Origin of the sequence: Nonomuraea sp. NPDC049152, assembly GCF_040648355.1 — a bacterium.
Lineage (GTDB): Bacteria > Actinomycetota > Actinomycetes > Streptosporangiales > Streptosporangiaceae > Nonomuraea.
Genome location: NZ_JBEZDO010000005.1, coordinates 205,436 through 228,370, shown reverse-complemented (window position 1 = coordinate 228,370; position 22,935 = coordinate 205,436). Strand labels below are relative to the sequence as shown.

Genomic DNA, 22,935 nt, shown 5'->3' with positions numbered 1-22,935 from the left:
CACCCATGACCCGACCCCTCGTCATCACCGAGGACCGCGATCTGCTCGACGATCTGGTGCGCGTCGCCGCCGCGGCAGGCTCCCAGCTCGACGTCGCCCACGCCCCCGCGCTCGCGCGCCCCTTCTGGGCACACGCGCCGATCGTGGTGGTCGGCGACGACCTGGCCGACTCGGTCGCCGCGACGGGGCCGCCCCGCAGACCCAGGGTGTTCCTGGCCACGCGGCAGCCCGGCGAACCCGACAGCTGGCGCCGTTGCGTCGCCGTGGGCGCCCAGGCCGTGGTCGAGCTGCCGGAGGGTGAGCTGCGGCTGGTGGAGGAGTTCGCCGACGCCCTCGATCCCTCCCCGAGGGCCGGAGTCGTCGTGTGCGTCGTGGGCGGCAACGGCGGCTCGGGCGCCAGCCTGCTGTCGGCCTGCCTCGCGCTCGCGGCCGCACGTCGCAGGCTCCGTACGCTGCTGGTCGACGCCGATCCTCTCGGCGGCGGCATCGACGTCCTGCTCGGCCATGAGGAGGCGCAGGGCGCGCGATGGGCCGACTTCGTCTCCCGCGAGGGGCGTGTGAGCTCCGCGGCGCTGCGGGCCGCGCTGCCCGCCTTCGGCGATCTGACCGTGCTCGCCTTCCACAGGGGCGAGGTCGCCGCCATCCCCGCCGAGGCGATGCGATCGGTGCTGGAGGCGGGCGGGCGCGGCTTCGACCTCGTGGTCGTCGACCTGCCCCGCCATCTCGACCCCGCCTCCGCCGAGGCGCTCAGTCGGGCCTCGGCGACCCTGCTGCTGGTCACGGCCGACGTCAGAGGCGTGCTCGCGGCCGCGCAGGTGCTCGGCGAGGTCAGGCGCCACACCGGCGAGGTGAGCATGGTGCTGCGGCCAGGGGTGCTGGAGGAGGCGGTCGTGGCCGCCTCGCTCGACCTGCCGTGCGCGGGCCACCTGGCCGACCAGCCCCGCCTGGCGGGCGCGCTCAACAAGGGCGACCTGAGCCTCGTCGACGGCCGCTCGGTGCTCGGACACTTCTGCGCCACACTCCTCACCGACCTCATGGCCGCATGAGCGGCGTCTCCAAGGAACTGGTCGAGGCGGTCAGGGTCCGCCTCGCCCGCGCCGGAGTCGAGCCGAGCGCCGCCCAGGTCGCCGTCGCCCTGCGCGCGGAGAAGTCCGTGTACGGCGACGCCGAGATCCTGGCCGTGGCCCGCGCGCTGTGCGCCGACCTCATCGGCGCAGGGCCGCTGGAGCCGCTGCTGGCCGCGCCGGACGTCACCGACGTGCTGGTCAACGGGCCGCGCGAGGTGTGGATCGACGACGGCGGCGGCCTGCGCCGCACCACCGTCACCTTTCCCGACGACGGCGCGGTCCGCCGCCTCGCCCAACGACTGGCCGCCGCCGCAGGTCGCCGCCTCGACGACGCGTCCCCGCACGTGGACGCCCGTCTCGCGGGCGGGGTGCGCCTCCACGCGATCCTGCCACCCATCGCCTCGGACGGCACGTGCGTGTCGCTACGCCTGCCGCCCCGCCGTACCTTCACGCTCACCGACCTGGTCGCCGCGGGAACCATCCCACCCGAGGCGGTCGCCGTCCTTTCCGCCGTCGTCGAGGCCCGGCTGGCGTTCCTGGTCACAGGTGGCACGGGCACCGGCAAGACCACCCTCCTCAGCGCCCTGCTCTCCCTGGCCGACCACGGCGAACGCCTGCTCCTCGTGGAGGACTCCGCCGAGCTCCGCCCCCTCCACCCCCACGTGGTCCGCCTCGAGACCCGCCCCGCCAACCTGGAGGGAGCCGGCGGCGTCGGCCTGCGCGATCTCGTACGGCAGGCGCTGCGCATGCGACCCGACCGGCTGGTGGTCGGAGAGGTGCGCGGCTCCGAGGTCGTGGACCTTCTGGCCGCCCTCAACACCGGCCACGAGGGCGGCTGCGGCACCCTCCACGCGAACACGGCGGCCGACGTGCCACCCCGCCTGGAGGCGCTGGCCTGCGCGGCGGGGCTGAGCCGTGAGGCGGTGCACAGCCAGCTGGCCGCGGCGCTCGACGTGGTGATCCACCTGTCCAGGCGGCGGTCTGACGGGAGGCGGCGGGTGTCGGAGATCTGCCTGCTGTCGCGTCGACCGTCGGGATTCGTGGAGGCGGAACCCGCTCTGACCTTCGACGAACGGGGGCGCCCAAGCATCGGCCCCGCCTACCCCGCCCTGAGCGCCCGCACACCCTCCCCACCCCCACCTTGACCCCCCGTCTTCTCGAAACCCCAACCCGCCCGCTTTCCCCAACCTCAGAGCCGACCCGCCGCCGTCGCGTCCACATGCGCGGGTTCCTGTCGCCCCATCGCCTGTCGCCATCGCGCGCCAGATCACCCCGCACTCACGGAAGCGCCACATGACCATCACCGCCGCGCTCTGCGGAGCGCTCGCCCTCTGGCTGTGGACCGGCCCCACCCCCGCCCACCGCCGCCTCGACCGCCTTTTCGGCGCCCAATCGCCACCCCCGTGGCCGTCGTCCCTCTGGGCCAGGATGAAACGCCCGTCCGCCGCCCGCACAGCCGAGTCCTGGCACGTCGCCTCCATCGAGCTGTGCCAGGCCCTCTCCGCCGAGCTGGCCGCTGGCCGTACCCCTGGAGAGGCCCTCACCCGGGCCCTGGCCGCAGTCGATCTCCCCCGCCCGCTGAACCCCCTGATGGCAGCCGCCAGGGACGGCGGCGACGTGGCAGCGGCCCTGCGCGAGGTCGCCCCCGCGCAGGGCGGCGAAGGACTGCGAAGGCTGGCGGCCTGCTGGGAGGTCAGCGTGTCCGTAGGCGCGGGCCTGTCGGGGCTGGTCGACCGGGTCGGCAACTCCCTGCGCGCCGCCCAGGCCCACCGAGGTGAGGTGTCCGCCCAGCTCGCAGGGCCCAGAGCCACCGCCAGAATGCTCGCCGCCCTGCCTGCGCTCGGCCTGCTCATGGCGGCGGGGCTCGGCATGAACCCACTGGGGTTCCTGTTCGGCAGCTTGCCAGGGCTGGGCTGTCTCGTCGTCGGGGTGGCACTCGATGCCTGCGGGTTGTGGTGGACCCACCGGATGTCGTCCCGGGCGGAGTCCGCGTGATCGTCGCGATCGCCTGCGCGTTCCTGGCGGTGTGGCTGTGGTTCCCCTCGCGGAGCCCCGCCGACCGCCTCGTCGCCCTCCGCCCCACCGCCTCGCTCGACGGCGGGGAGCAGTCCGCGTCGACCGACTGGTTCCCCCGTCACGCCGTCACCAGGGGACGAGGCCCCGACCGCCGGGCGATCATGTCCGGCTGCGGGGTCGCCGTCATCGTCGCGCTCCTGGTCGGCGGCTTTTCAGGCGCCATCGTGGGCTTGGTCGTCGGCGCGGTGGCCACCGTACTCATCCACAAGAAAGCGGCCCACCACTCCCGCGGGGACCGCGAGCGCGTCACCGCCGACCTGCCGTTCGCGACGGATCTGATCGTCGCCTGCCTCCAGGCGGGCCAGCCTGTCAGCGCCGCCACGGAGATCGCCGCCGCGGCCGTCGGCGGCCCCCTCGGGCAGCGCCTTCGCTGGGTGAGCGGTCAGCTCCGCCTCGGCGCCGACCCCGAACCCGCCTGGATGGCCCTCGCCCGGGAGCCCTCCATGGGCCCGCTCGCCCGCGCGATGTCCCGCGCGGCCCAGAGCGGCGCGCCCGTCGCCGACGTGCTGACCCGCCTCGCGGACGACGCCCGCCAAGCCTCTCGTACGGCCGCCCTCGCCGCCGCTCGCAAGGTCGGAGTCCAGGCCGTCGCCCCTCTGGGCCTGTGCTTCCTGCCCGCCTTCGTCCTGCTCGGCATCATTCCGGTCGTCGCAGGCCTGGCCGCGGGCGTCCTCATCCCTTGAAGATCCGGGGCGCGTTATCCACAACCCTTCGGCCCCTTTCCCCGCTCATCCACAGAACCGCACTCGGCTCATCCCCACCCCCCGCCGCTCAGCGAATCTGGTCCCCAAGCGCCGGACACCACCCGGCCCCACCCTGGGAGGCAACGATGCGAAACCCCCGCTCCATCACCTCGATCACCCAGCGCGTCCGCGCCACGGTCCACAGGCTGTGGACCACCCGCACCGCCCAGGCCGCCCGCCTCGGCCTCGACCGGGGCATGTCGACCGCCGAGTACGCCGTCGGCACCATCGCCGCATGCGGCTTCGCGGCCCTGCTCTTCAAGGTCGTCACCAGCACCGAAGTCCAAGAGGCGCTCACCACCCTGGTCAACCGCGCCCTCAACACAGCCAGCTAGATCCTCGACCGAGCCCCGCCTGACACCTCGCGATCTCACATCAGCCGACCTCGGGGGTCACTTCTCGCACCCGGCCCCCGAGCTTCCCTCCTCGACCACAGCGGAGCCCCGCAGATGTCCCGGTTGTCGACCAACCCACACCGGTCACGTAACGTCGCCGTCCAACTCGATCAGCCATGAGCAGCAACCCCCATTCGTCCGGCGGACGCGCGATCCCCTCGACCTCCCGGGGCCGGCCGATGAGCAGTGGCCTCGCCCCGCTCGGTCGGCTGATGGGCGTTCGCATGGCCTCGATCGGGCGCGATCGGTCTTGGAACGACGGCCAGACCCAGTCCAGCCCCGCCGTCCCACCCACTCCACCGAGGTGGCGTTCGAGGGGCTCCGTGACGGCGGAGACCGCGGCCGTACTGCCTGCCCTCATGGTCGTCCTCGCCGCGGCCCTGTGGGCGGTCACCGTGGTCAACATCCACCTGCGCTGCGTCGACGCCGCCCGTACAGGCGCCCGAGCAGCCGCCCGTGGCGAACCCCTCGCTCAGGTCCGCGAACGAATCAAGGCCGTCGCTCCCCGAGGCGCCCACGTGGAAATCGCCAGAGGCGCCGAAATCACCCGCGTCGACATCACGACCCAAGCTCGCCCGCCATGGGCCTCCGCTCTGCCTCCCGTGGAAGTCAAAGCCTCAGCCGTCACGGCCACCGAACCCGGCGCCGCCCAACCCTGACCCGAGACGACGCCCGGATGACGGCCGCACCCTCTCCCCGCTCAGGAGTCGCCATGAAAACAACCCGCCTGACCGCCGCCGGCATCCCGGCTGCTGGCGAGGTGTTCGGCAGGGACCGTTGCCGTCACTCACACCCTCGTGGCCCCCGACGACCACCTACGCCGAGAGGTCTCAAGCGGCCGGCCCCCACGCGTGGCAGACACCGAGCCGCAGTGTCACGTGAGCGAGGTTCGGCGACGTTGTGGTGTGTGGCGCTGTCGGCTCTGCTGTTCACGGTCGCGATGGCTTTCGCGTTGGTCGGGACGGTTCGGGTCGCCCACCATCGCGCCCAGAGCGCTGCGGACCTGAGTGCGCTCGCAGCTGCCAGATGGGCGCTCGCCTCCCCCGAGAAGGCGTGCGCACAGGCGGTCCGCCTCGCGGTTCAGAACGGTGCCGAGCTCGTCCGGTGTGCTCTCACCGAGGCAACGGCCGACGTGACGGTCTCCGTCGGACTCTCACTCCCCGGCGTCGGCGACCGGACCGTCCACGCCCGCGCTCGCGCTGGTCCGACCACCGCCACCCCCGGGCTCCCGACGCCCTCAAGCCCGTGAATCGCACGGTGTCGCACCGAAGCCGGGCCACGGGTGGGCCGCGCTTGGCCACCAGTCTGCCCATCAGGAAGAGGGCGGCTCCGGATTTCAGCGGAAGAACAGGTACATCGCCGCATCACGAGCCACGAGGAAGCCGACGATGGCGAGGGCCCAGCTGACAGCGGAGGCCGAGTGCTTGGCCATCCAGGCGCGCAACCGCTCCAGCTTGGGCTCCAGCCAGCCCCTCGCGACGCTGCGAAGCCCGAGGAGTACCAGCGGCGGCAAGATCATGATGAGGACGTACGCCACGAGCAACGGCACCCACTGCGCCACGGGCAGCTTCGACGTCGTCATCATTCCGATGGCGGCGAGGTACGGAACCATGGTCGCCACCTCGAGCAGCCCCGCCGTAAGCCCCAGCACCACCATCACCCGCGGCCCGCCGAGGCGAGGCTCGAAGCGGTGCTCGGGCTTGCCGAGCTTCCTGCGCCGCTTGGGGTCGAACCGGAAGCTCAGCGCGAACAGGCCCACGCCGACGGCGAGCTGAACCATGTAGGCAGGACGGCTGCGCAGCACGTCACCGAAGTTCTCCAGCAGCGTGGACAGTCCCAGCATGAGCGCCACACCGACGAGGAAGTAGAAGATCGCGACAGTGGCGAGATAGACCATCAGGCGCGACACCTGCGACCGCTGCGAGGACAGCAACAGGAAGACGGGGATGCCCAGGGTGCCGAAGCTCGTGCTGTCGACGATCGCCAGTGCGGCGAGGGTCAGCAACAAGGCGATTGTCATGATTCGATCCTTCCGGCCGGTTGGCCGGATCCCCTCCTCCCTCGGACCCAACGAGGTGTACATCTTTGTGCTCACCCGGACGCCCGCTTTGTCGAGGGGGTGGCCGTCGATCTGGGTCGGGGTGCCGCGGGTGGATTTGTCAGGCGCAGTGATTCTTTGGCCGGCGGGTCTGATCCCCGGGTCATCGGGTTCTCGTCGCATTGGCGCCCGCGGCATGCGGCGACGCCGTCGTGGTGGTCGACGAGACGTTGCTGAGGGAGGCGCGACCAGAGCTGATCGGACCTGGCCGACCAGGGCGATGGCGTCCGCTTGCTGCTGGTGCGGGGCCCTCATCTTCCGGCTGGTCACGGTGGGCGGGCTGCGCAGGGGCCGGCGTGCGATGTGCCTGAGTGGCTGGTCGAAGGGTTCGTCCCGCGATGCGCCGGCTCGGCAGACGGAGAGGGGCGGAAGGGGCCAGAGGGGCAATGTCGCAATCGAATCACGACTTCTTAGACGACGTGTCCAAGAGTAGGAATTCTCACATAAGGTCGCGCTTACTTCGGTCCATGCCGTCTGGTGTTGAGGTCTGTAATGTCGCCGACCTTTGTCGCTAGGCTGCACGACACCGTCGAGGCTGACGGTTGCGGATTCGAGGAACTGGCACTTCCGGTCGCCGTTTGGTCGCTCGTCGGGGGCGAGGGGTCGGGCGGTGCGAGGCTCTCGATGAAGGGGAAGCGTCGTGACGGCAGTTCGCAGGCTGATGGCCGCAGGCGTGGTGATGCCGATCGTGATCGGTGTCACGGTGTTCGGCGTGGCGACGCCGGCGCAGGCCCGAGCGGATATCGACATGCCGTCACGGGTGACGACGAGCGCCCCCGTCACCATCCAGGGCACCGTCGACCTGGCCTTTGACGCCGTCCTCTACGTCGACGGCACTGAGGTCGCCAAGGGCAACCAGCGCGTCACCTACACGTGGAACCCTGCCGAGCACGCCAACGGCAGCTTCCAGGTCCGGCTGGTCCAGAAGGGCAAGCTGCTCGGCGGCAAGTGGGACGAGAGCACCTCGACGCTGCGCCAGGCGATCCCCGCCGAGCCTCCGTCGGGGGTGGCCGCCGCGCTGTCCGGCAACGACAAGATCGTCGTGACGTGGAGCAAGGGGTCCGAGCCCGACCTCCAGTCCTACGAGATCGCCACCAGCCAGTCGGGTTCGGTGGGTAAGGTGTCGGCCGACAGCGCGTGCTCGGGCGGCTCGTGCAAGGCGACGCTCGCCGTACCGGGGAAGGCCGCTGGACAGCAGGTTGGCTTCACGATCAAGGCTTACAGGAGCGACGGCGAGGGCGGGATGCTCGGCTCCGGCAACTCGAACGCGGCCTACGTGACCATCCCCGCGCCCCCGGCGCCCGCGCAGCCGAAGGCGGCGCAGACCAAGCAGGCCCAGCCGCAGACGGCCGGCAACCAGCAGGCCAAGAACACGCGGAAGACCGTGGAGTCGTTGCCGTCGATCCCGCCGAAGAAGCGGGTGACGCCGACGGTCAAACCGCAGCAGACCGTGCCGAAGAGCGTGAGCAAGATGCCTGCGCTGCCCGCCACGGAGACGGACAAGAAGGGCGAGTACAAGCTTCCCGCCGCCAAGCCCAAGAAGTCCGACGACGAGACGCTGGTGCCCGCCGCCGAGGACGAGACCGCGAAGCGGACCGAGGCGGAGGCCGTCGACACCAGCGTCAAGGCGCAGTCGTCGGAGTCGCCGATCGGCAACATCGGACAGTACGGCATCTATGTGGCGGGCGGGCTCCTCCTCCTGCTGCTGGCGGCGCAGGGCGGCGCCTGGGCGCGCAGGCGCTCGCTCGCTTCCGCGAGCGGTGGGCCCGCCGCCGCGCCGGCACCGACAATGGCCGACGCGCCGCAGCCTGGCGACAGCATCCCGCCGACCGCGGCCGCGCCGCGCCGTCCTGCCGTCGTGCTGGCCGTGGCCAAGACCCGCAAGCCGCAGCCGCAGCCGCAGCCGCAGCCGCAGCCGCAACCTCAGCCGCATGTCCCCGAGCAGCCGGGGCCTGAGAGCGCGGGGTTGCGGCTGCCGATGTACATGAGCGCGGGGGAGGCGAAGACGGCCGAGCCTCCCGTACGGCCGGAGCCGGTCCGGCTCGCGTTGCCGAGCTCGGCGGTGACCACCGTGGCGCCCGAGCCCGAGATCCCGCCGGTACGGCCGGCGGCGCGGATCGAGGACCGCTGGGACGACTACCTGCCGCCGGCGCCGCGCTCGATGGAGGACAGCGGGTTCTGGGAGCGTCCGCAGCCTGGCGCGGGCGACTTCTGGGCGGCGGATGATGACGAGGCCGCCTACATCGGACGTCGGCACCTGGGCGGCGAGAGCTGACTTCTTCCGGTACGGCCCGCGTCCTCGCATGGGGCGCGGGCCGTTCTGCGTCTGGTCCCGCGATGCTGGCGAGACGGTGTTCGTAACGGACCCGACCGATGGCGCAGCGGGTGGGTGGACCTCGCGGCAAGGCCGGCGTCGCAGAGGAGGGGACGTTTGGCGGTGGCCACAACCGCCCCATCGCGGCTCCCCTCGCCGCAGCTGCACCTCCAGGCCCATCTCCCGCTGCACCCACCCACGCTGGGCGTCGTCGGGGGAGCTAGTCGGTCGGGTCCGTCTGGTCGGGAGCGGAGGCGGGGCTGGGGGCGGGTGGAGTGGTGAGGAGGGTGTCGAGGAGGCGGAGGGCGCCGGACTTGTCGAGGGGGTCGTTGCCGTTGCCGCACTTGGGTGACTGGATGCACGAGGGGCAACCCCGCTCGCACTCACAGGAAGCGATCGCCTCGCGGGTGGCGGTGAGCCAGTCGGTGGCGCGGGCGTAGCCGCGTTCGGCGAATCCCGCTCCACCCTCGTGCCCGTCGTACACGAACACCGTCAGCAGCCCCGTGTCGGCGTGCAGCTCGGTCGACACGCCGCCGATGTCCCAGCGGTCGCAGGTGGCGAACAGCGGGAGCAGTCCGATCGAGGCGTGTTCGGCCGCGTGGGCCGCGCCGCCGAGGTCGATGCCCTCCTCGGCCAGCGGGGCCACCTGGGAAGCCGGGAGCGTCCACCAGACGGCTCGGGTGCGCAGTGTGCGCGGGGGCAGGTCGAGCGGCTCGTCGCCGAGCATCTCGCCGGTCTGCAGACGACGTTTGAGGTAGGAGACGACCTGCCGGGTGACCTCGACCTCGCCGAAGTTGAGGCGGGCCGTACCCAGGTCATGGGAGCGGAGGGTGGACAGCACGGAGATGTCCGTGACATCGCGGGCGAACGTGCTGTATTCGGGTTCGGCGGATGACACCAGGGCGACACCGGCCTCAAGGTCGAGAAGTTCGACGAGGAACGTCTCGCCCTGGTGAAGGTAGACGGCGCCGGTGTGGACGGTGGCATGCGCGGAGGGCTCGTCGACGGTGCCGAGCAGGCGGCCGGTGGACGACTCGACGACCTGGACGGGCGCGCCGCCCGAGCCGCGGATGTCGGCGAGGTCGGTGGCGCGTTCGCGACGGGTCCAGAAGTAGCCCGCGGGGCGCTGCCGGAGCATGCCCTGCTCGACGAGGTCGGCCGCGAGGGCCTCGGCGGTCGGGCCGAAGAGCGGGAGGTCGTCGTCGGTGAGGGGGATCTCGGCGGCGGCGGCGCACAGGTGCGGGCCGAGGACGTAGGGGTTGTCGGGGTCGAGCACGATCGCCTCCACCGGGCGGCCGAACAGCGCCTCGGGGTGGTGGACGAGGTAGGTGTCGAGCGGGTCGTCGCGGGCGACGAGGACGGCGAGGGCGTCCTGTCCCGCGCGTCCCGCCCTGCCGGCCTGCTGCCAGAGGGAGGCCCTGGTGCCCGGCCAGCCCGCGATGAGGACGGCGTCGAGGCCGGAGACGTCGACGCCGAGTTCGAGGGCGTTGGTGGTGGCCAGGCCGAGGAGCTCGCCGCTGCGGAGGGCCTTCTCCAGGACCCTGCGGTCCTCGGAGAGGTACCCGGCCCGGTAGGCGGCGACCCGGTTCGGGAGGTCGGCGAGCGTGGACCTCACGGCGTGGGGGCCTGGCTCGTCAGAGGGGGCCGGGACCTGACGCGCGCGGGGGTCGTCGTCGGGCGCTGGGGGTTGGTCGGCGGCCGGGGGCTCGACGGCGTCCTGCGGGCGGTCGTCGAGGGGGGCGTCTTCCGGGGCGACGGGGAAGTCCAGGGATTCCGGGGCGCCGGGGAAGGAGGGGCCGGACGAAAGGGGCGTGGGGAAGGTATGGGCGAAGTGGCGGGGGGTGCTGAAGGCGACGTCCTCCAGCCGGGCCTTCGCCGTCAGCGCCACCGTCTCCGCGCCCCGACGCGACCGGACGAAGGCGAGCGTCCGTACCTCCGCCAGGACCAGGTCCGCCAGCAGGTCGGCCGTCTCAGCCGTGGCCGTCCGCCGTACCGGCGCCCCTCTCTCGCCCCGCAGGTCCGTCAGAGGCGGCTCCCACAGCGCGAAGGTGGTCGCACCCTTGGGCGAGGCGTCGGAAGTCACCTCGTCCATCTCAAGCCCGGTCAGCCGCATCCCGAACGCCGCGGGCTCGCTGGCCGTGGCGGAGGCCAGCATGAACACCGGCGTGGTGCCGTACCGGGAGCACACCCTGCGCAGCCTGCGCAGAATCTGCGCCACGTGGGAGCCGAAGACCCCGCGGTACCCGTGGCACTCGTCCACGACCACCATCCGCAGCCGCCGGAGGAATGACGACCAGCGCGAATGCTGGGGTAGCAGGCCACGGTGGAGCATGTCGGGATTGGTCAGGACGTAGTTGGCGTGCTGGCGCACCCACTGGCGTTCCTCGAACGGCGTGTCGCCGTCGAAGGTCGCCGCGCGAAGCTGGGCGATCCGCAGGTCCCTGAGCCCGCGCAGCTGGTCGGCGGCCAGCGCCTTGGTGGGCGTGAGGTAGAGGATCGTGCCGCCTTCGAGGGCGGCCGTGACCGCGGGAGCGAGGTAGGCGAGCGACTTGCCCGAGGCCGTGCCTGTGGAAATGATCACGTTTCGGCCACGTCTTGCCAGATCGGCCGCCTCGTATTGGTGTGACCAGAGTCCCGCGATCCCCTGGTTCGCCAAGCGCGTAATCAGAAGGTCATGAACCCACTCCGGCCAGCGAACATTACCCGCTTGACGTGCGGGAACGTGCTCCACATGGGTCACTCGCTCGTGGCGTGCGGGAACGCCGAGCAGGTGATGGAGGAGTGGACCGACTCGGTGTGGGGAGGAAGCGGAGGAACTCACTGGTTTCCAGTCTGACATCCATGGGCAAAGTGGCCGGGAATCGTGATTTCGTATAGACACAAGCAGCGACCGTGGTTGAATGCCGCGCGTCGGGGTCGGGCAGTTCCACACTGCCAGGCCCGCAAGGGTACTTTCGCAGGCGAGGCGCTGGAGGATCTGTGGATCTGAAGTTGGATCACCACCAGGACGATCGACTCACCATCGTTGAGGTCGAGGGTGAGATCGATGTCTACACCGCGCCCAGGCTGCGTGAGCTTCTGATCGACCTGGTGAACAAGGGGAGCTACCACCTTCTCGTGAACATGGAGAAGGTCGACTTCCTGGACTCGACGGGACTGGGCGTCCTGGTCGGCGGGCTCAAGCGGGTTCGGGCGCACGACGGCTCTCTCGAGCTGGTTTGCACGCAGGAGCGCATCCTGAAGATCTTCAGGATCACGGGCCTGACCAAGGTCTTCGGCATCTACGCTTCGGTCGACGAGGCCAAGGAAGCTCACGGCCGAGACAAGTAGTCATGGCTACCGTCGAGCTGACGTTCAGCGCTCTCCCCGCGCACGTGCGAACCGCGCGGTTGGTCGCCACGGCGATCGCCCGTCGCACCGGTGTGGAGGAGTCGCTCCTTGACGAGGTCAGGCTCGCCGTCGGAGAGGCTTGCTCCCGGGCCGTGGAGGCGCATCGCGCCCACTGCCCGGGGGAGCCGATCCGCATCGAGCTCAAGGATGACTCGGGGCGCTTCGAGGTCACGGTCAGCGACCAGGCTCCGAGTGACGAGATCAAGCAGGAGCAGCCCCTTGACCTCGGGGCGCTGTCCGATTCCTTCATGTCCGGCTTCGGTATCGCGGTGATCGCGGGCCTGGCCGACGACGTCGAGGTGTTTCCCAGCCCCAAGGGCATGCGTATTCGCATGAGCTGGCCCGCCCCCACCAACGCGCGCCTGGTGTAGCCGCCCGTCCGCGCCCGCAGAGGGGGTCGCTCCGCTGCGCGCGGGGGCGGGTGTCGCAGGTCGAGTAGATGTTCGGCGAGGGCCGCCGTGATGGGCGCCCCGCCGTTCTTCCATGCGCGGACCCTCCTCCCGTACGGCAAGCCGGTCTGGCCCCACCCGCCGACCGGGGCCGGCGTCCCTCCAGGGAGACGCCACTCCAGCGCACGGGGCCGGGCATCGTGACGCGCCAGGTGACGACGTTCCGGTCCGACCATAATTGGTGACCGGTGGCAGCCGTAACCAACCGGACATACCTCCGTGTCAATACCAAATCGGCTCACTGTCAGGGACTTAGTGGACGCGCCGATAATTGGCGACCCCGAGAGCCTTCATATCCGCGGAACCCCTGCGTAGACTCCCGGCACCGGCCAAGGTGATCCGGCACAACAGCGGGACTCAACCGGAAGCGGCAGCCCATAACCCGGACGCCGCTGATACCGCCCGCCGCATATCACAGCGCCGTCCGGGCAGGACGTACCCGTCTTGCCGAGGAGAACGGATGTCTAGCCTCTATCTGGCCGCCGAGCCAGCCTCAGCGCTGTCCCTGAGCGGAAACAATCTCACCATCGTCGTCGTGGTCGCCGCAGTGGCCCTGATCGCGCTAGCCGTGGCCGGCGGCCTCGTGCGCGAGGTCCTGGCCGCCGACCAGGGCACCGAACGCATGCAGAACATCGCGCGCGCCGTGCAGGAGGGCGCGGCGGCATATCTGACCCGTCAGTTCAGGACCCTCGCGATCTTCGTGATCCTGATCCCGATCGTGCTCTGGTTCCTTCCCGGAGCGACCGACGTCAAGATCGGGCGTTCCGTCTTCTTCGTGGTCGGCGCGGGCTTCTCCGCGTTGACCGGTTTCATGGGCATGTGGCTTGCCGTACGCGGAAATGTCCGTGTCGCCGCTGCCGCCCGCACGTCGGGTGAGAAGAAGGCGATGCGCATCGCCTTCCGCACCGGCGGCGTGGCGGGCATGTTCACCGTCGGCCTGGGCCTGCTGGGCGCGGCGGTCGTCGTCCTGCTCTACCAGGGTGACGCGCCTGGCGTGCTCGAGGGCTTCGGCTTCGGCGCGGCGCTGCTGGCGATGTTCATGCGAGTCGGCGGCGGCATCTTCACCAAGGCCGCCGACGTCGGCGCCGACCTGGTCGGCAAGGTCGAGCAGGGAATCCCCGAGGACGACCCGCGCAACGCGGCGACGATCGCCGACAACGTGGGCGACAACGTCGGCGACTGCGCGGGCATGGCGGCCGACCTGTTCGAGTCCTACGCGGTCATGCTGGTGGCCAGCCTCATCCTGGGCAAGGTCGCCTTCGGCGAGCAGGGTCTGATCTTCCCGCTCATCGTCCCGATGATCGGTGTCGTCACCGCCATCATCGGCATCTTCGTCACCGGCCTGCGCGACAAGGACCGCAACGGCATGGCGGCCATCAACCGCAGCTTCTTCATCTCCGCCGCGATCTCCGCGGTGCTGGTGGCGGCCGCGGCGTACTGGTACCTGCCGGCCACCTTCAGCGAGCTGTCCGGCGCGACCGTCGAATCCAGCGCCAACCCGCGGATCATCGCGATCGGCGCGGTGCTGATCGGCCTCGTGCTGGCCAGCGCCATCCAGATCCTCACCGGCTACTTCACCGAGACCAACAGGCGCCCGGTGAAGGAGATCGGCGAGAGCTCGCTCACCGGCGCCGCCACCGTCATCCTGTCGGGCATCAGCGTCGGCCTCGAGTCGGCGGTCTACTCGGCACTGATCATCGGCGGCGCGGTCTACGGCGCGTTCCTGCTTGGCTTCGGGAACGTGACGATCGCGCTGTTCGCGGTCGCCCTGGCGGGCACGGGCCTGCTGACCACGGTCGGCGTCATCGTCTCCATGGACACCTTCGGCCCCGTCTCCGACAACGCGCAGGGCATCGCCGAGATGTCCGGCGACGTCGACGGCGAGGGCGCGCGCGTCCTGACCAGCCTCGACGCGGTCGGCAACACCACCAAGGCGATCACCAAGGGCATCGCGATCGCCACGGCCGTGCTGGCGGCGACCGCGCTGTTCGGCGCGTTCCGCACCGCCGTCGAATCCGAGCTGGCGGTGGCCAGCACCACGGTGAAGGCTGCGCTCGGGGCGTTCCAGAACTTCAGCCTCGGCATCGACCAGCCGAACGTCCTCGTCGGTCTGATCATCGGCGCCGCGGTCGTGTTCCTGTTCGCCGGCCTGGCGATCATGGCCGTCGGCAGGGCGGCGATGCGCGTGGTGTTCGAGGTGCGCGACCAGTTCCGCAACAACCCGGGCATCATGGACGGCACCGTGAAGCCCGAGTACGGCCGCGTCGTCGACATCTGCACCCGCGACTCGCTGCGCGAGCTGGCCACGCCAGGTCTGCTCGCCGTGCTGACCCCGATCGCGGTCGGCTTCGCCCTCGGATACGCGCCGCTGGGCGCCTTCCTGGCGGGCGCGATCGCGTGCGGCACGCTGATGGCGGTCTTCCTCGCCAACTCCGGTGGCGCGTGGGACAACGCCAAGAAGCTGGTCGAGGACGGGCACCACGGCGGCAAGGGCTCCGAGGCGCACGCGGCGACCGTCATCGGCGACACCGTCGGCGACCCGTTCAAGGACACGGCAGGTCCTGCGATCAACCCGCTGATCAAGGTGATGAACCTGGTGGCGCTGCTGATCGCACCCGCCGTGGTGGTCTACGCGGACAACGTCGCCCTTCGGGTGGGCATCACCGCGGTGGCCGTGATCGTCGTGGTGGTGGCGATCATCATCTCCAAGCGTCGCTCGGTGAGCGTCGCGCCCGCGGAGAGCAGCGACAGGGCGGCGCAGGCCGTCAGCTCCTGATCCGTTTTCCCGTACGGCCCGCGCTTTCCGTTGGCGCGGGCCGTACGCGTGTCCGGACCCGCTCCCCGTCTCGCACCCGAACACGCCTGGCCCGCATCTCGCGTGCACGGCCAGGCTGGTCGCTCGGGGGTGGGGGTCTTGTGGAGGGCGGCTGTGCGGTGGGAGGGGCTGTCGGGCTCTGCCGGCACCGGGGGCAGACGGGGCCGGAGAAGAGGCCGGTATCCGGGTGTGCGGTGGGGAAGGGCGTTTACCGGGGCGGCGCTGCCAGGTGGAAGACTGGGAGGCATGGGAGAGCCTGCCAACTCCGGCGCGAAGACGCTGGTGATCATCCTGCTCGCCATGCTGGCGATCCTCGCGGTCATCGCCGGTCTGGCCGTGTGGGCGTCGAGCGGAGGCTGAGCGCGTGCGCACGCTGATCGTGCTGCGGCACGCCAAAGCCGCCCAGGTGCCAGGGCTGGTCGATCGTGAGCGTCCTCTCACCGACAGGGGTGAGAGCGACGCCGTCAGGGTGGGCAAGGCGGTCAAGGCGCTCGGCCTGGCTCCGGAGCTGGTCCTGTGCTCGCCGGCCCGCCGTACCAGCAGGACGGCCGAGCTGGCCTTCCCCACGGTCGAGACCAGCTTCGAGCGGGACATCTACGAGGCCTACCCCGACGACCTCTACGAGCTGATCCGTCGTCTGGACCCCGATGTCGAGACGCTGGTCCTGTGCGGGCACAACCCTGCCGTGCACGAGATGGCGATCAGCCTGACCAGCGGGGATTTCACGTTCAAGCCTGGCGCGTTCGCCGTGGTCGAGGTCGACTCCCCGTGGGTAGAGCTCTGGCCAGGGGAGGGACGCCTGGTCACGCACTGGGATCCCAAGGAGCACTGAACCGGGGGCTCGGATGCGGGGGGCGATCGCCGCGCTGCGCGACGGGTTCCTGTCGCTGCCTGCGAAGCCCCCTTGGCGGTACGGCCTGCTGTGCGGCGTGGCCGTGGCGCTTCCGCTGGCGGTCGGCGCGCTGTCAGGGCGGCCGCGCGACGGTGCGGTCGTCGCGCTCGGCGCCTATTTCACCGCTTTCGGCGACACGTACGGCCTGCCGTACGGAGAACGGGCCAAGACCCTGTCCCGCACGGTGCCGTTGCTGGTGGTGGGCTTCTGGCTCGGCTCCTTCCTGGCGCTGAACCCGTGGGCCGCCGTGCTGGGCGTGGGCCTGGTCGCGGCGGCGGGCGCGCAGTGGAAGGCGATCGGGCTGCCGCCGGTGCTGGCGGTGGTGAGCGGCTTCTACGGCGGCCTGCCCCCTGGTGTGGGCCCTCCGCTGATGATGGGGCTCGGCGGGATCCTGTACTGCGCGCTGGCCCTGGCGCTGTGGCCGGCGCGCAGGCTCGACCCGCTGAAGCAGGCGCTGGCGACGGCGAGTACGGCGATGGCCGACCTGCTGGACGGGTTCGACGAGCAGGGGGAGGAGTGGGCGGCGCTCCGCCAGCGAGCGTCGGGCGCACTGCGGGAGGCGGAGACCGCCTCGGCCGCCTTCCACAGCCCGGAGGACAGCGACCGCTCGCCCCACGCGGTCGTGTCGTCGCTGACCAGGATCTTCCACGAGAGCGTCGCCCTGCGGTCGTTGCGCGCCCAGGCGGTGAAGGCGGAGGCGATGCCGCCCGAGCTGGACGAGGTGGTCTCCGCGTTCTCGAAGGCACTCCGGGTGGCCGCTCACCCGGGTGGCAGGCCGGACAGCAAGGCGGCGCTGGCGGCGGTGGCATGTTTCGCCGAGCGGGTGGCGGCCGTGCGCGATCAGCTGACGCCCGTCCAGCGGGCGATCCTCGGCCAGGTCCGCAGGTGTATGGACCGCGTCGGCGTGGCGGTAAGGGCCGTGTCGGCGCAGGCCACCGAGGGCGTGCGGGCGCCGACGACGCTGCCGCACCTCACCTGGCAGCTGCCCCCGCTCAGCGCCGAAGCCGCCGCGTACGCGACCAGATCGGGGATCGCGGTCGCGATCTCGATGGCGCTGGTGGCCGGCCTGCACGAGCAGCACGGCAGGTGGCTGGTGTTCACGGTGCTGCTGGCGCTGCGCCCCAGCTACGGCGACACCATCGAAAGAGTGGCGCTGCGGGTGGTGGGCACGATGATCGGCTCCACGATGGCCGCGCTGCTGCTGGCCGCGGTCCCCGGGCACGCGACGCTGGTGGTGGTCGTGTGGGCGTTCGCGACGGTGGGGTTCGCGCTGCGCGAGGTCAGCTACGCCTACTGGTCGGTGTTCGCCACGCCGCTCGCGCTCATGCTGAGCGACTTCTTCCTCAGGCTCGACTGGGGCGTGGCGGGGGCCAGGGTACTGCTCACGATCGGCGGCGGCGTGCTCGCGCTGCTGGCGGCCAGGCTGCTGTGGCCGAGGGGCGAGCGGCGCAAGCTCAGGGACCGGGTGGTCGACCTGCTGAAGGAGCACGCGAGCATGGTGCGGACGTTGGCCGGGAACGGCTGGAACGAGCTGCCCGAGCACACGGAGGCGGCGGGCCAGGCGGGAGAACGGCTGGACGAGTCGCTCGACAAGGTGGACAAGGAACCGGGCGGCAGGGCACCCGAACGGCTGCGGCAGGCCGTGACCGACGCCCGCAGGCTGCGCGACGACGCGATCCTGCTCGCGGCCGTCATGAAGGGTGCCCCCGACGGGACGGACGCGACCGTCGCGGTACTCGACGCCGTGGCCGACAGGATGGAGGCGGTGGCGCATGCCGTACGGCACGAGGAGCCGCCGCCGGAGACCGACGAGCTGGACGCCAGCCTCGCCGAGATGGCCGACCGGGTGGAAACGCTCATCGAGGAGGCGTCCGCCACCGACGACACGGCGGTCAAGCGGCAGCTGCGTCACGCGGCCACGGCGCATCCCGCCCTCCGGACGCTGACGGCCGACGCGCTGCGCCTGACCGTCGACGTCACAGGGTGACCGGCGGGTCGGCCCCCGAGATCCGCCCGGGGGTCAGCCTGCGGCCTGGTCCTCGGCGTCGGCGGCCTCGATCTCGTCGCGGGAGATGCCGAGCAGGTAGAGGATCGAGTCGAGGTAGGGCGTGTTGACCGCGGTGTCGGCGGCCTGCCGTACGACGGGCTTGGCGTTGAAGGCCACTCCGAGACCGGCGGCGGCGATCATGTCGAGGTCGTTGGCGCCGTCGCCGATGGCGACGGTCTGGCTGATCGGCACCATCGCCTCGCGGGCGAACCGCTCCAGGGCGCGCGCCTTGCCTGGACGGTCGACGATCTCGCCGACCACCTTGCCGGTCAGCTTGCCGTCGACGACCTCCAGCGTGTTGGCCGCCGAGTAGTCGATGCCGAGGTCGCTCACCAGCGCGTCGGTGATCTGTGTGAAGCCGCCGCTGACGATGGCGAACTTGTAGTCGAGGCGCTTCAGCGTCCGCACCAGCGTCCGCGCTCCGGGGGTGAGCACGAGCTCGTCGCGAACCTTGCCGAAGGTCTCCTCCGGCAGGCCTTCGAGCAGCTTGACCCTGCGGCGCAGCGACTCGGCGAAGTCGAGGTCGCCGTGCATCGCCTGCTCGGTCACCTTCGCGACCTCCTCGAGGCAGCCCGCGTGGGCGGCGAGCAGCTCGATGACCTCGCCCTGGATGAGCGTGGAGTCGACGTCCATGACGATCAGGCGCTTGGCCCTGCGGGACAGTCCTGTGCGCTGCACGGCCACGTCCACCCGCTGGGCGGCGGCCTCGGCGGCCAACTCCACCCGCAGGGCGTCGGGGTCGGCCCCGGAGACCGACAGCTCGATGCAGGTGACCGGCCACTGGGCGAGGCGTTCGATGCGGTCGATGTTCGCGCCGGCGGCGGCGATGCGTCCCGCGATGCCGCCGATGGCGGCGGGCGGCAGAGCCGCGCCGAGCACGCTCACCGACAGGCGGCCGCGGCGGCGCTTCTCCTTGGTCGTGGAGCCGGTGGCGAGGTCGATCTCCATGCCGAGGTCCTCGGCCACCCGCTCGACGGCCGTCCACAGGGCGCCGATCGTGCCGCCCGTGCCCGTCGAGGGGCCTCCGGCGTAGGCGACGAGGACGCCGAGGGTGAGGCGGCCGCGGATGACGACCTGCTCGATGTCGGCCACGGTCACGGGAAAGCCCGCGAGAACCGAGAAGAGCCTCGAGGTGACACCAGGCCGGTCGGGCCCGGTGAGAGTGATCAGGAGCGTGCGCTGGTCCACATCAGGCCACGCTACTGGCACCGCCACCATGCTTGGCATCGAGGTTCACCATTCGGACGGCTGACCTTGGGCGTGTGGCCATCATCGGCTGCCTTCATAGGTACATGCACCGCTACACCGTGGGACTGGCCCGCACGCCCGCCGATCTCCAGGCCGCCCAGCGCCTGCGTTATCGCGTGTTCGCCGAGGAGCTCGGCGCGCGGCTCGACTCGCCCGTCACGGGGTTGGACTCCGACCCCTTCGACACCTACTGCGACCACCTGCTCGTCCGCGACGGCGACGAGGTGGTCGGCACCTACCGGCTGCTGCCTCCGAAGCGGAAGGACCGCCTCTACTCCGACACCGAGTTCGATCTGGCGGCCCTGTCTCATCTGCGGGACGACCTGGTCGAGGTCGGACGTTCCTGCGTGCACCCCGATCATCGCGCGGGCGCGGTCATCGGGCTGATGTGGGCGGGCATCGCCCGCTACATGACCGAAGGCGGGTACGGCTGGCTCGTCGGCTGCTGTTCGGTGCCGCTGGAGGACGCCGCCGCCATCATGGACAGGGCGCCGCTGGCTCCTGAGGAGTACCGGGTCAAGCCGCTGCTGCCGTGGTCGGACCTCGGCGAGGGCTCGTCGACGTTCGTGATGCCGCCGCTGCTGCGCGGCTACCTCAGGCTCGGCGCGTGGATCTGCGGCGAACCCGCCTACGACGCGGCGTTCGGGTGCGCGGACTTCCTCGTGTTGCTGTCGATGGACCGGGTGGACCAGCGCTACCTGCGGCACTTCCTCCAGGGGTCCTCATGAGCCCGTGGTTCCCCACGTCGCCCTGCACGACGACCAGGTGCGTGGATGTCCCCATGCGGGCCGCGGGCGTGCTGCGCAAGGTGTTGCGCGGGCTAGCGGCCGTCCTGGTGGTGCTGGTAGGCGTGCCGCTCGCCCGCCTGGTCAGAGGTACGGCACGCCGGCGCGTGACGCCGGCGTGGTCGCGCGCGCTGCTCAGGGCGCTGGGCGTCAAGGTCGAGGTGCGTCAGGGGTTCGCGTTCTTCGCGGGCGCCGTGCCGTCCCCCGAAGAGGCGCAGCCGGAGGAGGCTCAGGCGGCACGCCTGGTCGTGGCCAACCACATCTCGTGGCTCGACCCGTTGGTGGTCGCCGCCGCGCTGCCGTGCAGGCTGGTGGCCAAGAGCGAGGTGTCGACGTGGCCGGTGGTCGGCGGCCTGGCGACGGGGTCGGGCGCGCTGCCCATCGCCCGCGACTCGCTGCTCGAACTGCCGGGCGCGGTGGCCAGGATCGCCGACACGCTTCGGTCGGGTGAGACGGTCGCCGCCTTCCCCGAGGGGACGACCTGGTGCGGCAGGGGAAGCGGGACGTTCAGGCCCGCGGTCTTCCAGGCGGCGGTGGACGCGGGCGTGAGCGTCACCCCGCTCGCCATCGCCTACAGGGAGGCCGGAGGGCCCAGGACCACCGCTCCCGCGTACGTCGGGGACGACACGCTGGCCGCGTCCCTGCTGCGGGTGATCGCGGTACGGAAGCTCGTCGTCGAGGTCACCATCCTGCCGCCGGTGAGCGCCACGGACAGGAGGGAGCTCGCGGGCCTGGCCGAGGCCGCCGTCGCCTCCGCCACGGGCCGCCTGCCCATGCCCCGCCACACCCCCGCCCCCGCCCCCGCTCCGGCCCTCACCTGAGCCACGGGACTCGTGGACACGAGAACGCCCGCTCCCGACAAGCGGGAGCGGGCGTCGGCTCAAGCGTCAGCGAACGACCTTGGTCGTGGCGCGCTTGACGTAACCGAACCCGGGAACGCCGAGGCGGTCGAGCTCCTCCTTGCTGAGGTTCTCCATGCCGGTCTCGACGTTGTAGGAGACGACGCCGAGAACGGCCTTCTGCGATCCCGAGGCCTTCTTCGTCAGCCGCGCGTCGAAGACCATGGCGATCGACTGGCCCTTCTTCACCGTGGCGGGAAGAACGCAGAACAGCTCACGCTTGATCAGCTCGCAGGCCGTGTCGTCGACGCTGGTCCGGTAGCTGACCTTGCGCAGGTCGACGCCCTTGGGGAACAGGCCGCCCACGAACCAGGTGCCCGCGGTCGCCTCGTGCGGGCCGGTGTTGACGGCGGTGATCGTGTAGCGGATCTTGCCGCCCGCCTTCGCCTTCTTGGTCGCGGTGAGCTTGACGTCGAAGACGGAGAACGGGTCGGCGGCCGACTTCGCGGCCGCGACGGCGGCGACGGGCGCCGTGGGAGCGGCCGAAACAGGCGTGGCGCTGAAGACAAGGGCGCCCGCCACCGGGGCAGCGAGCATGAAAGAAGCGATGCGGCGCATTCACGTCTCCGATGAGGAAGAGGACGAGGATGCCCAGGTTTGTGAGCCCCCGTTAAGACCGCAGATTTTTACCACGTTTGGCCAGGAAAGATCTACCTTTTATTCGAAAGAATCAGGTGCGAATCGCCGAATTCATGCCACAGGTAGCCCTCTTGCAGGGCGGTCGCGTAGGAACGTGCCAACGTCTCCTCTCCCGCGATCGCCGTCAGCATCATGAGATGGGTCGAACGCGGCTCGTGCAGGCCGGTGATGAGCCCGGTGACCGACGTGACGCCCTTCGCCGGTGTGACGATGTGGTCGGTCCACCCGGAGACCGCGTGCACCAGCCCGTCGCGGCTCACCGCGCCCTCCAGGGCGCGCACGACCGTGGTCCCGGAGGCGATGACCCTGCCGCCTTCCGAACGCGTCAGGTTCACCAGGCGCGCGGTCGACTCGGACACGGCGAAGCGCTCGGCGTAGGGAGGCTCGTCCTTCTCCACGGAGGCGACGCCGGTGTGCAGGGTGATGGGCGCGATCCGGACGCCGCGCGCGACCAGCTCGGTCACCAGCGAGGTCGTGAACGGCCGTCCGGCGCTCGGCATCTCCGCGCTGCCCGGCACCGTGGCGAACACCGTCTGGTAGTCGGCGAGTGGCCAGTCCTTGTCGACGTAGGAGTAGCGGATCGGCATGCCGTACGACATGAGGTAGCTCTCCACGTGGCGGTCCAGTGAAGCGCGCCAGAGGCGGGGCGTCTCCCGCGCGATGAGCCGCAGCGTCGCGCCACCGGGCAGCGGCAGCCACTCGCCCGGCTCGCCGCCCGCGTAGGGCTCGAAGGACGGACGGCGCAGCTCCACCAGCCAGGTGCCGTCCTCGCGCGCGGTGGAGAAGTGCACGGCCAGCCGGTCGAGCCTGACGGCGGCGGGCAGGGTGGCGGAGTTGTTGACCACCACCAGGTCGCCGGGCGCCAGGAGGGAAGGCAGATCCGCGAACGTGTGGTGGGAGTCGCCCTCCGCATCGGACACCAGCAGCCGTACGGCGTCGCGCGCCACCCCCCTCGCCTCGGGCGGCTCGTGCGCGGACAACGCCTCGGGAAGCGCGAAGTCAGTGCTCATGATCGCCCCTTCGCTCCTCGTTGGCTCCTGCGGCTCCTGCGCTCGGGCTCATCGCCGCTTCGCTCCTC

Annotated in this window: 20 protein-coding genes; 15 read left to right on the top strand and 5 right to left on the bottom strand. The window is 71.1% G+C overall.

Annotated elements, in window-relative coordinates:
- Positions 1-5 precede the first annotated feature (5 nt).
- From ssd to AB0B45_RS12275, 7 genes are all read left to right on the top strand, one after another.
- Positions 6-1,046 (top strand): septum site-determining protein Ssd, encoded by a 1,041-nt coding sequence (gene ssd / locus AB0B45_RS12305; protein ID WP_358128927.1) that lies wholly within the window; start codon positions 6-8, stop codon positions 1,044-1,046.
- Entirely contained in the window at positions 1,043-2,212 is a 1,170-nt protein-coding gene (locus AB0B45_RS12300) for a TadA family conjugal transfer-associated ATPase (RefSeq protein WP_358128924.1), read from the top strand. The genes ssd and AB0B45_RS12300 overlap by 4 nt, the downstream gene beginning before the upstream one ends.
- Positions 2,213-2,360: 148 nt before the next feature.
- On the top strand, positions 2,361-3,062 hold the full coding sequence (locus AB0B45_RS12295; RefSeq protein WP_358128921.1) for a type II secretion system F family protein: 702 nt from the start codon (positions 2,361-2,363) through the stop codon (positions 3,060-3,062).
- Entirely contained in the window at positions 3,059-3,826 is a 768-nt protein-coding gene (locus AB0B45_RS12290; RefSeq protein ID WP_358128918.1) for a type II secretion system F family protein, read from the top strand. The genes AB0B45_RS12295 and AB0B45_RS12290 overlap by 4 nt, the downstream gene beginning before the upstream one ends.
- A 146-nt stretch (positions 3,827-3,972) precedes the next feature.
- A complete protein-coding gene (locus AB0B45_RS12285; RefSeq protein ID WP_358128916.1) occupies positions 3,973-4,221 on the top strand; it encodes a DUF4244 domain-containing protein in 249 nt (82 codons plus the stop codon).
- A gap of 383 nt (positions 4,222-4,604) precedes the next feature.
- The gene (locus AB0B45_RS12280) at positions 4,605-4,940 is read left to right on the top strand and encodes a TadE family type IV pilus minor pilin (RefSeq protein ID WP_358128913.1); all 336 of its coding nucleotides are present in this window, start codon (positions 4,605-4,607) and stop codon (positions 4,938-4,940) included.
- Positions 4,862-5,530 carry an Rv3654c family TadE-like protein gene (locus AB0B45_RS12275; protein WP_358128910.1) on the top strand — a complete coding sequence of 223 codons (669 nt, stop codon included), beginning with the start codon at positions 4,862-4,864 and terminating at the stop codon, positions 5,528-5,530. The genes AB0B45_RS12280 and AB0B45_RS12275 overlap by 79 nt, the downstream gene beginning before the upstream one ends.
- 87 nt (positions 5,531-5,617) lie before the next feature.
- Here the strand turns inward: AB0B45_RS12275 and AB0B45_RS12270 are convergent, their stop codons facing one another.
- On the bottom strand, positions 5,618-6,301 hold the full coding sequence (locus AB0B45_RS12270) for a GAP family protein (protein WP_358128908.1): 684 nt from the start codon (positions 6,299-6,301) through the stop codon (positions 5,618-5,620).
- Positions 6,302-7,019: 718 nt separating this feature from the next.
- Here AB0B45_RS12270 and AB0B45_RS12265 point away from each other — a divergent pair.
- The gene (locus AB0B45_RS12265) at positions 7,020-8,654 is read left to right on the top strand and encodes a hypothetical protein (protein ID WP_358128905.1); all 1,635 of its coding nucleotides are present in this window, start codon (positions 7,020-7,022) and stop codon (positions 8,652-8,654) included.
- Positions 8,655-8,913: 259 nt separating this feature from the next.
- On the opposite strand, the gene AB0B45_RS12260 is transcribed toward AB0B45_RS12265, so the two are convergent.
- Positions 8,914-11,532, bottom strand: a complete 2,619-nt coding sequence (locus AB0B45_RS12260) for a DEAD/DEAH box helicase (RefSeq protein ID WP_358128902.1) — start codon at positions 11,530-11,532, stop codon at positions 8,914-8,916.
- A gap of 140 nt (positions 11,533-11,672) precedes the next feature.
- Between AB0B45_RS12260 and AB0B45_RS12255 the strand changes: the two genes are divergently transcribed.
- The 5 genes from AB0B45_RS12255 (at position 11,673) to AB0B45_RS12235 (ending at position 18,226) form a co-directional block, all read left to right on the top strand.
- Entirely contained in the window at positions 11,673-12,023 is a 351-nt protein-coding gene (locus tag AB0B45_RS12255; protein WP_183652283.1) for an STAS domain-containing protein, read from the top strand.
- Between the two features lie 2 nt (positions 12,024-12,025).
- Positions 12,026-12,454: an ATP-binding protein gene (locus AB0B45_RS12250; RefSeq protein WP_358128899.1), complete on the top strand. Its 429-nt coding sequence runs from the start codon at positions 12,026-12,028 to the stop codon at positions 12,452-12,454.
- Between the two features lie 538 nt (positions 12,455-12,992).
- On the top strand, positions 12,993-15,308 hold the full coding sequence (locus tag AB0B45_RS12245) for a sodium-translocating pyrophosphatase (RefSeq protein WP_358128897.1): 2,316 nt from the start codon (positions 12,993-12,995) through the stop codon (positions 15,306-15,308).
- A 403-nt stretch (positions 15,309-15,711) separates the two neighbouring features.
- Entirely contained in the window at positions 15,712-16,179 is a 468-nt protein-coding gene (locus tag AB0B45_RS12240) for a histidine phosphatase family protein (protein ID WP_358128894.1), read from the top strand.
- 13 nt (positions 16,180-16,192) lie between these two features.
- A complete protein-coding gene (locus AB0B45_RS12235; protein WP_358128892.1) occupies positions 16,193-18,226 on the top strand; it encodes an FUSC family protein in 2,034 nt (677 codons plus the stop codon).
- Between the two features lie 33 nt (positions 18,227-18,259).
- On the opposite strand, the gene serB is transcribed toward AB0B45_RS12235, so the two are convergent.
- Positions 18,260-19,474 carry a phosphoserine phosphatase SerB gene (gene serB / locus AB0B45_RS12230; RefSeq protein WP_358128889.1) on the bottom strand — a complete coding sequence of 405 codons (1,215 nt, stop codon included), beginning with the start codon at positions 19,472-19,474 and terminating at the stop codon, positions 18,260-18,262.
- 104 nt (positions 19,475-19,578) lie between these two features.
- Between serB and AB0B45_RS12225 the strand changes: the two genes are divergently transcribed.
- Both AB0B45_RS12225 and AB0B45_RS12220 read left to right on the top strand, forming a co-directional pair.
- The gene (locus AB0B45_RS12225; RefSeq protein WP_358128886.1) at positions 19,579-20,262 is read left to right on the top strand and encodes a GNAT family N-acyltransferase; all 684 of its coding nucleotides are present in this window, start codon (positions 19,579-19,581) and stop codon (positions 20,260-20,262) included.
- A complete protein-coding gene (locus tag AB0B45_RS12220; protein ID WP_358128883.1) occupies positions 20,259-21,140 on the top strand; it encodes a lysophospholipid acyltransferase family protein in 882 nt (293 codons plus the stop codon). Before AB0B45_RS12225 ends, AB0B45_RS12220 begins: the two co-directional genes overlap by 4 nt.
- 66 nt (positions 21,141-21,206) lie before the next feature.
- Here the strand turns inward: AB0B45_RS12220 and AB0B45_RS12215 are convergent, their stop codons facing one another.
- Positions 21,207-21,755 (bottom strand): hypothetical protein, encoded by a 549-nt coding sequence (locus tag AB0B45_RS12215; RefSeq protein WP_358128880.1) that lies wholly within the window; start codon positions 21,753-21,755, stop codon positions 21,207-21,209.
- A gap of 113 nt (positions 21,756-21,868) precedes the next feature.
- Positions 21,869-22,867, bottom strand: a complete 999-nt coding sequence (locus tag AB0B45_RS12210) for an S-adenosylmethionine:tRNA ribosyltransferase-isomerase (RefSeq protein ID WP_358128877.1) — start codon at positions 22,865-22,867, stop codon at positions 21,869-21,871.
- Positions 22,868-22,935 lie beyond the last annotated feature (68 nt).

Coding starts and splice junctions, on each gene's coding strand:
- ssd (WP_358128927.1), top strand. CDS start 6: ATGACCCGACCCCTCGTCATCACCGAGGACCGCGATCTGCTCGACGAT.
- AB0B45_RS12300 (WP_358128924.1), top strand. CDS start 1,043: ATGAGCGGCGTCTCCAAGGAACTGGTCGAGGCGGTCAGGGTCCGCCTC.
- AB0B45_RS12295 (WP_358128921.1), top strand. CDS start 2,361: ATGACCATCACCGCCGCGCTCTGCGGAGCGCTCGCCCTCTGGCTGTGG.
- AB0B45_RS12285 (WP_358128916.1), top strand. CDS start 3,973: ATGCGAAACCCCCGCTCCATCACCTCGATCACCCAGCGCGTCCGCGCC.
- AB0B45_RS12275 (WP_358128910.1), top strand. CDS start 4,862: ATGGGCCTCCGCTCTGCCTCCCGTGGAAGTCAAAGCCTCAGCCGTCAC.
- AB0B45_RS12270 (WP_358128908.1), bottom strand. CDS start 6,301: ATGACAATCGCCTTGTTGCTGACCCTCGCCGCACTGGCGATCGTCGAC.
- AB0B45_RS12260 (WP_358128902.1), bottom strand. CDS start 11,532: ATGTCAGACTGGAAACCAGTGAGTTCCTCCGCTTCCTCCCCACACCGA.
- AB0B45_RS12250 (WP_358128899.1), top strand. CDS start 12,026: ATGGCTACCGTCGAGCTGACGTTCAGCGCTCTCCCCGCGCACGTGCGA.
- AB0B45_RS12245 (WP_358128897.1), top strand. CDS start 12,993: ATGTCTAGCCTCTATCTGGCCGCCGAGCCAGCCTCAGCGCTGTCCCTG.
- AB0B45_RS12235 (WP_358128892.1), top strand. CDS start 16,193: ATGCGGGGGGCGATCGCCGCGCTGCGCGACGGGTTCCTGTCGCTGCCT.
- AB0B45_RS12225 (WP_358128886.1), top strand. CDS start 19,579: ATGCACCGCTACACCGTGGGACTGGCCCGCACGCCCGCCGATCTCCAG.
- AB0B45_RS12220 (WP_358128883.1), top strand. CDS start 20,259: ATGAGCCCGTGGTTCCCCACGTCGCCCTGCACGACGACCAGGTGCGTG.
- AB0B45_RS12215 (WP_358128880.1), bottom strand. CDS start 21,755: ATGCTCGCTGCCCCGGTGGCGGGCGCCCTTGTCTTCAGCGCCACGCCT.
- AB0B45_RS12210 (WP_358128877.1), bottom strand. CDS start 22,867: ATGAGCACTGACTTCGCGCTTCCCGAGGCGTTGTCCGCGCACGAGCCG.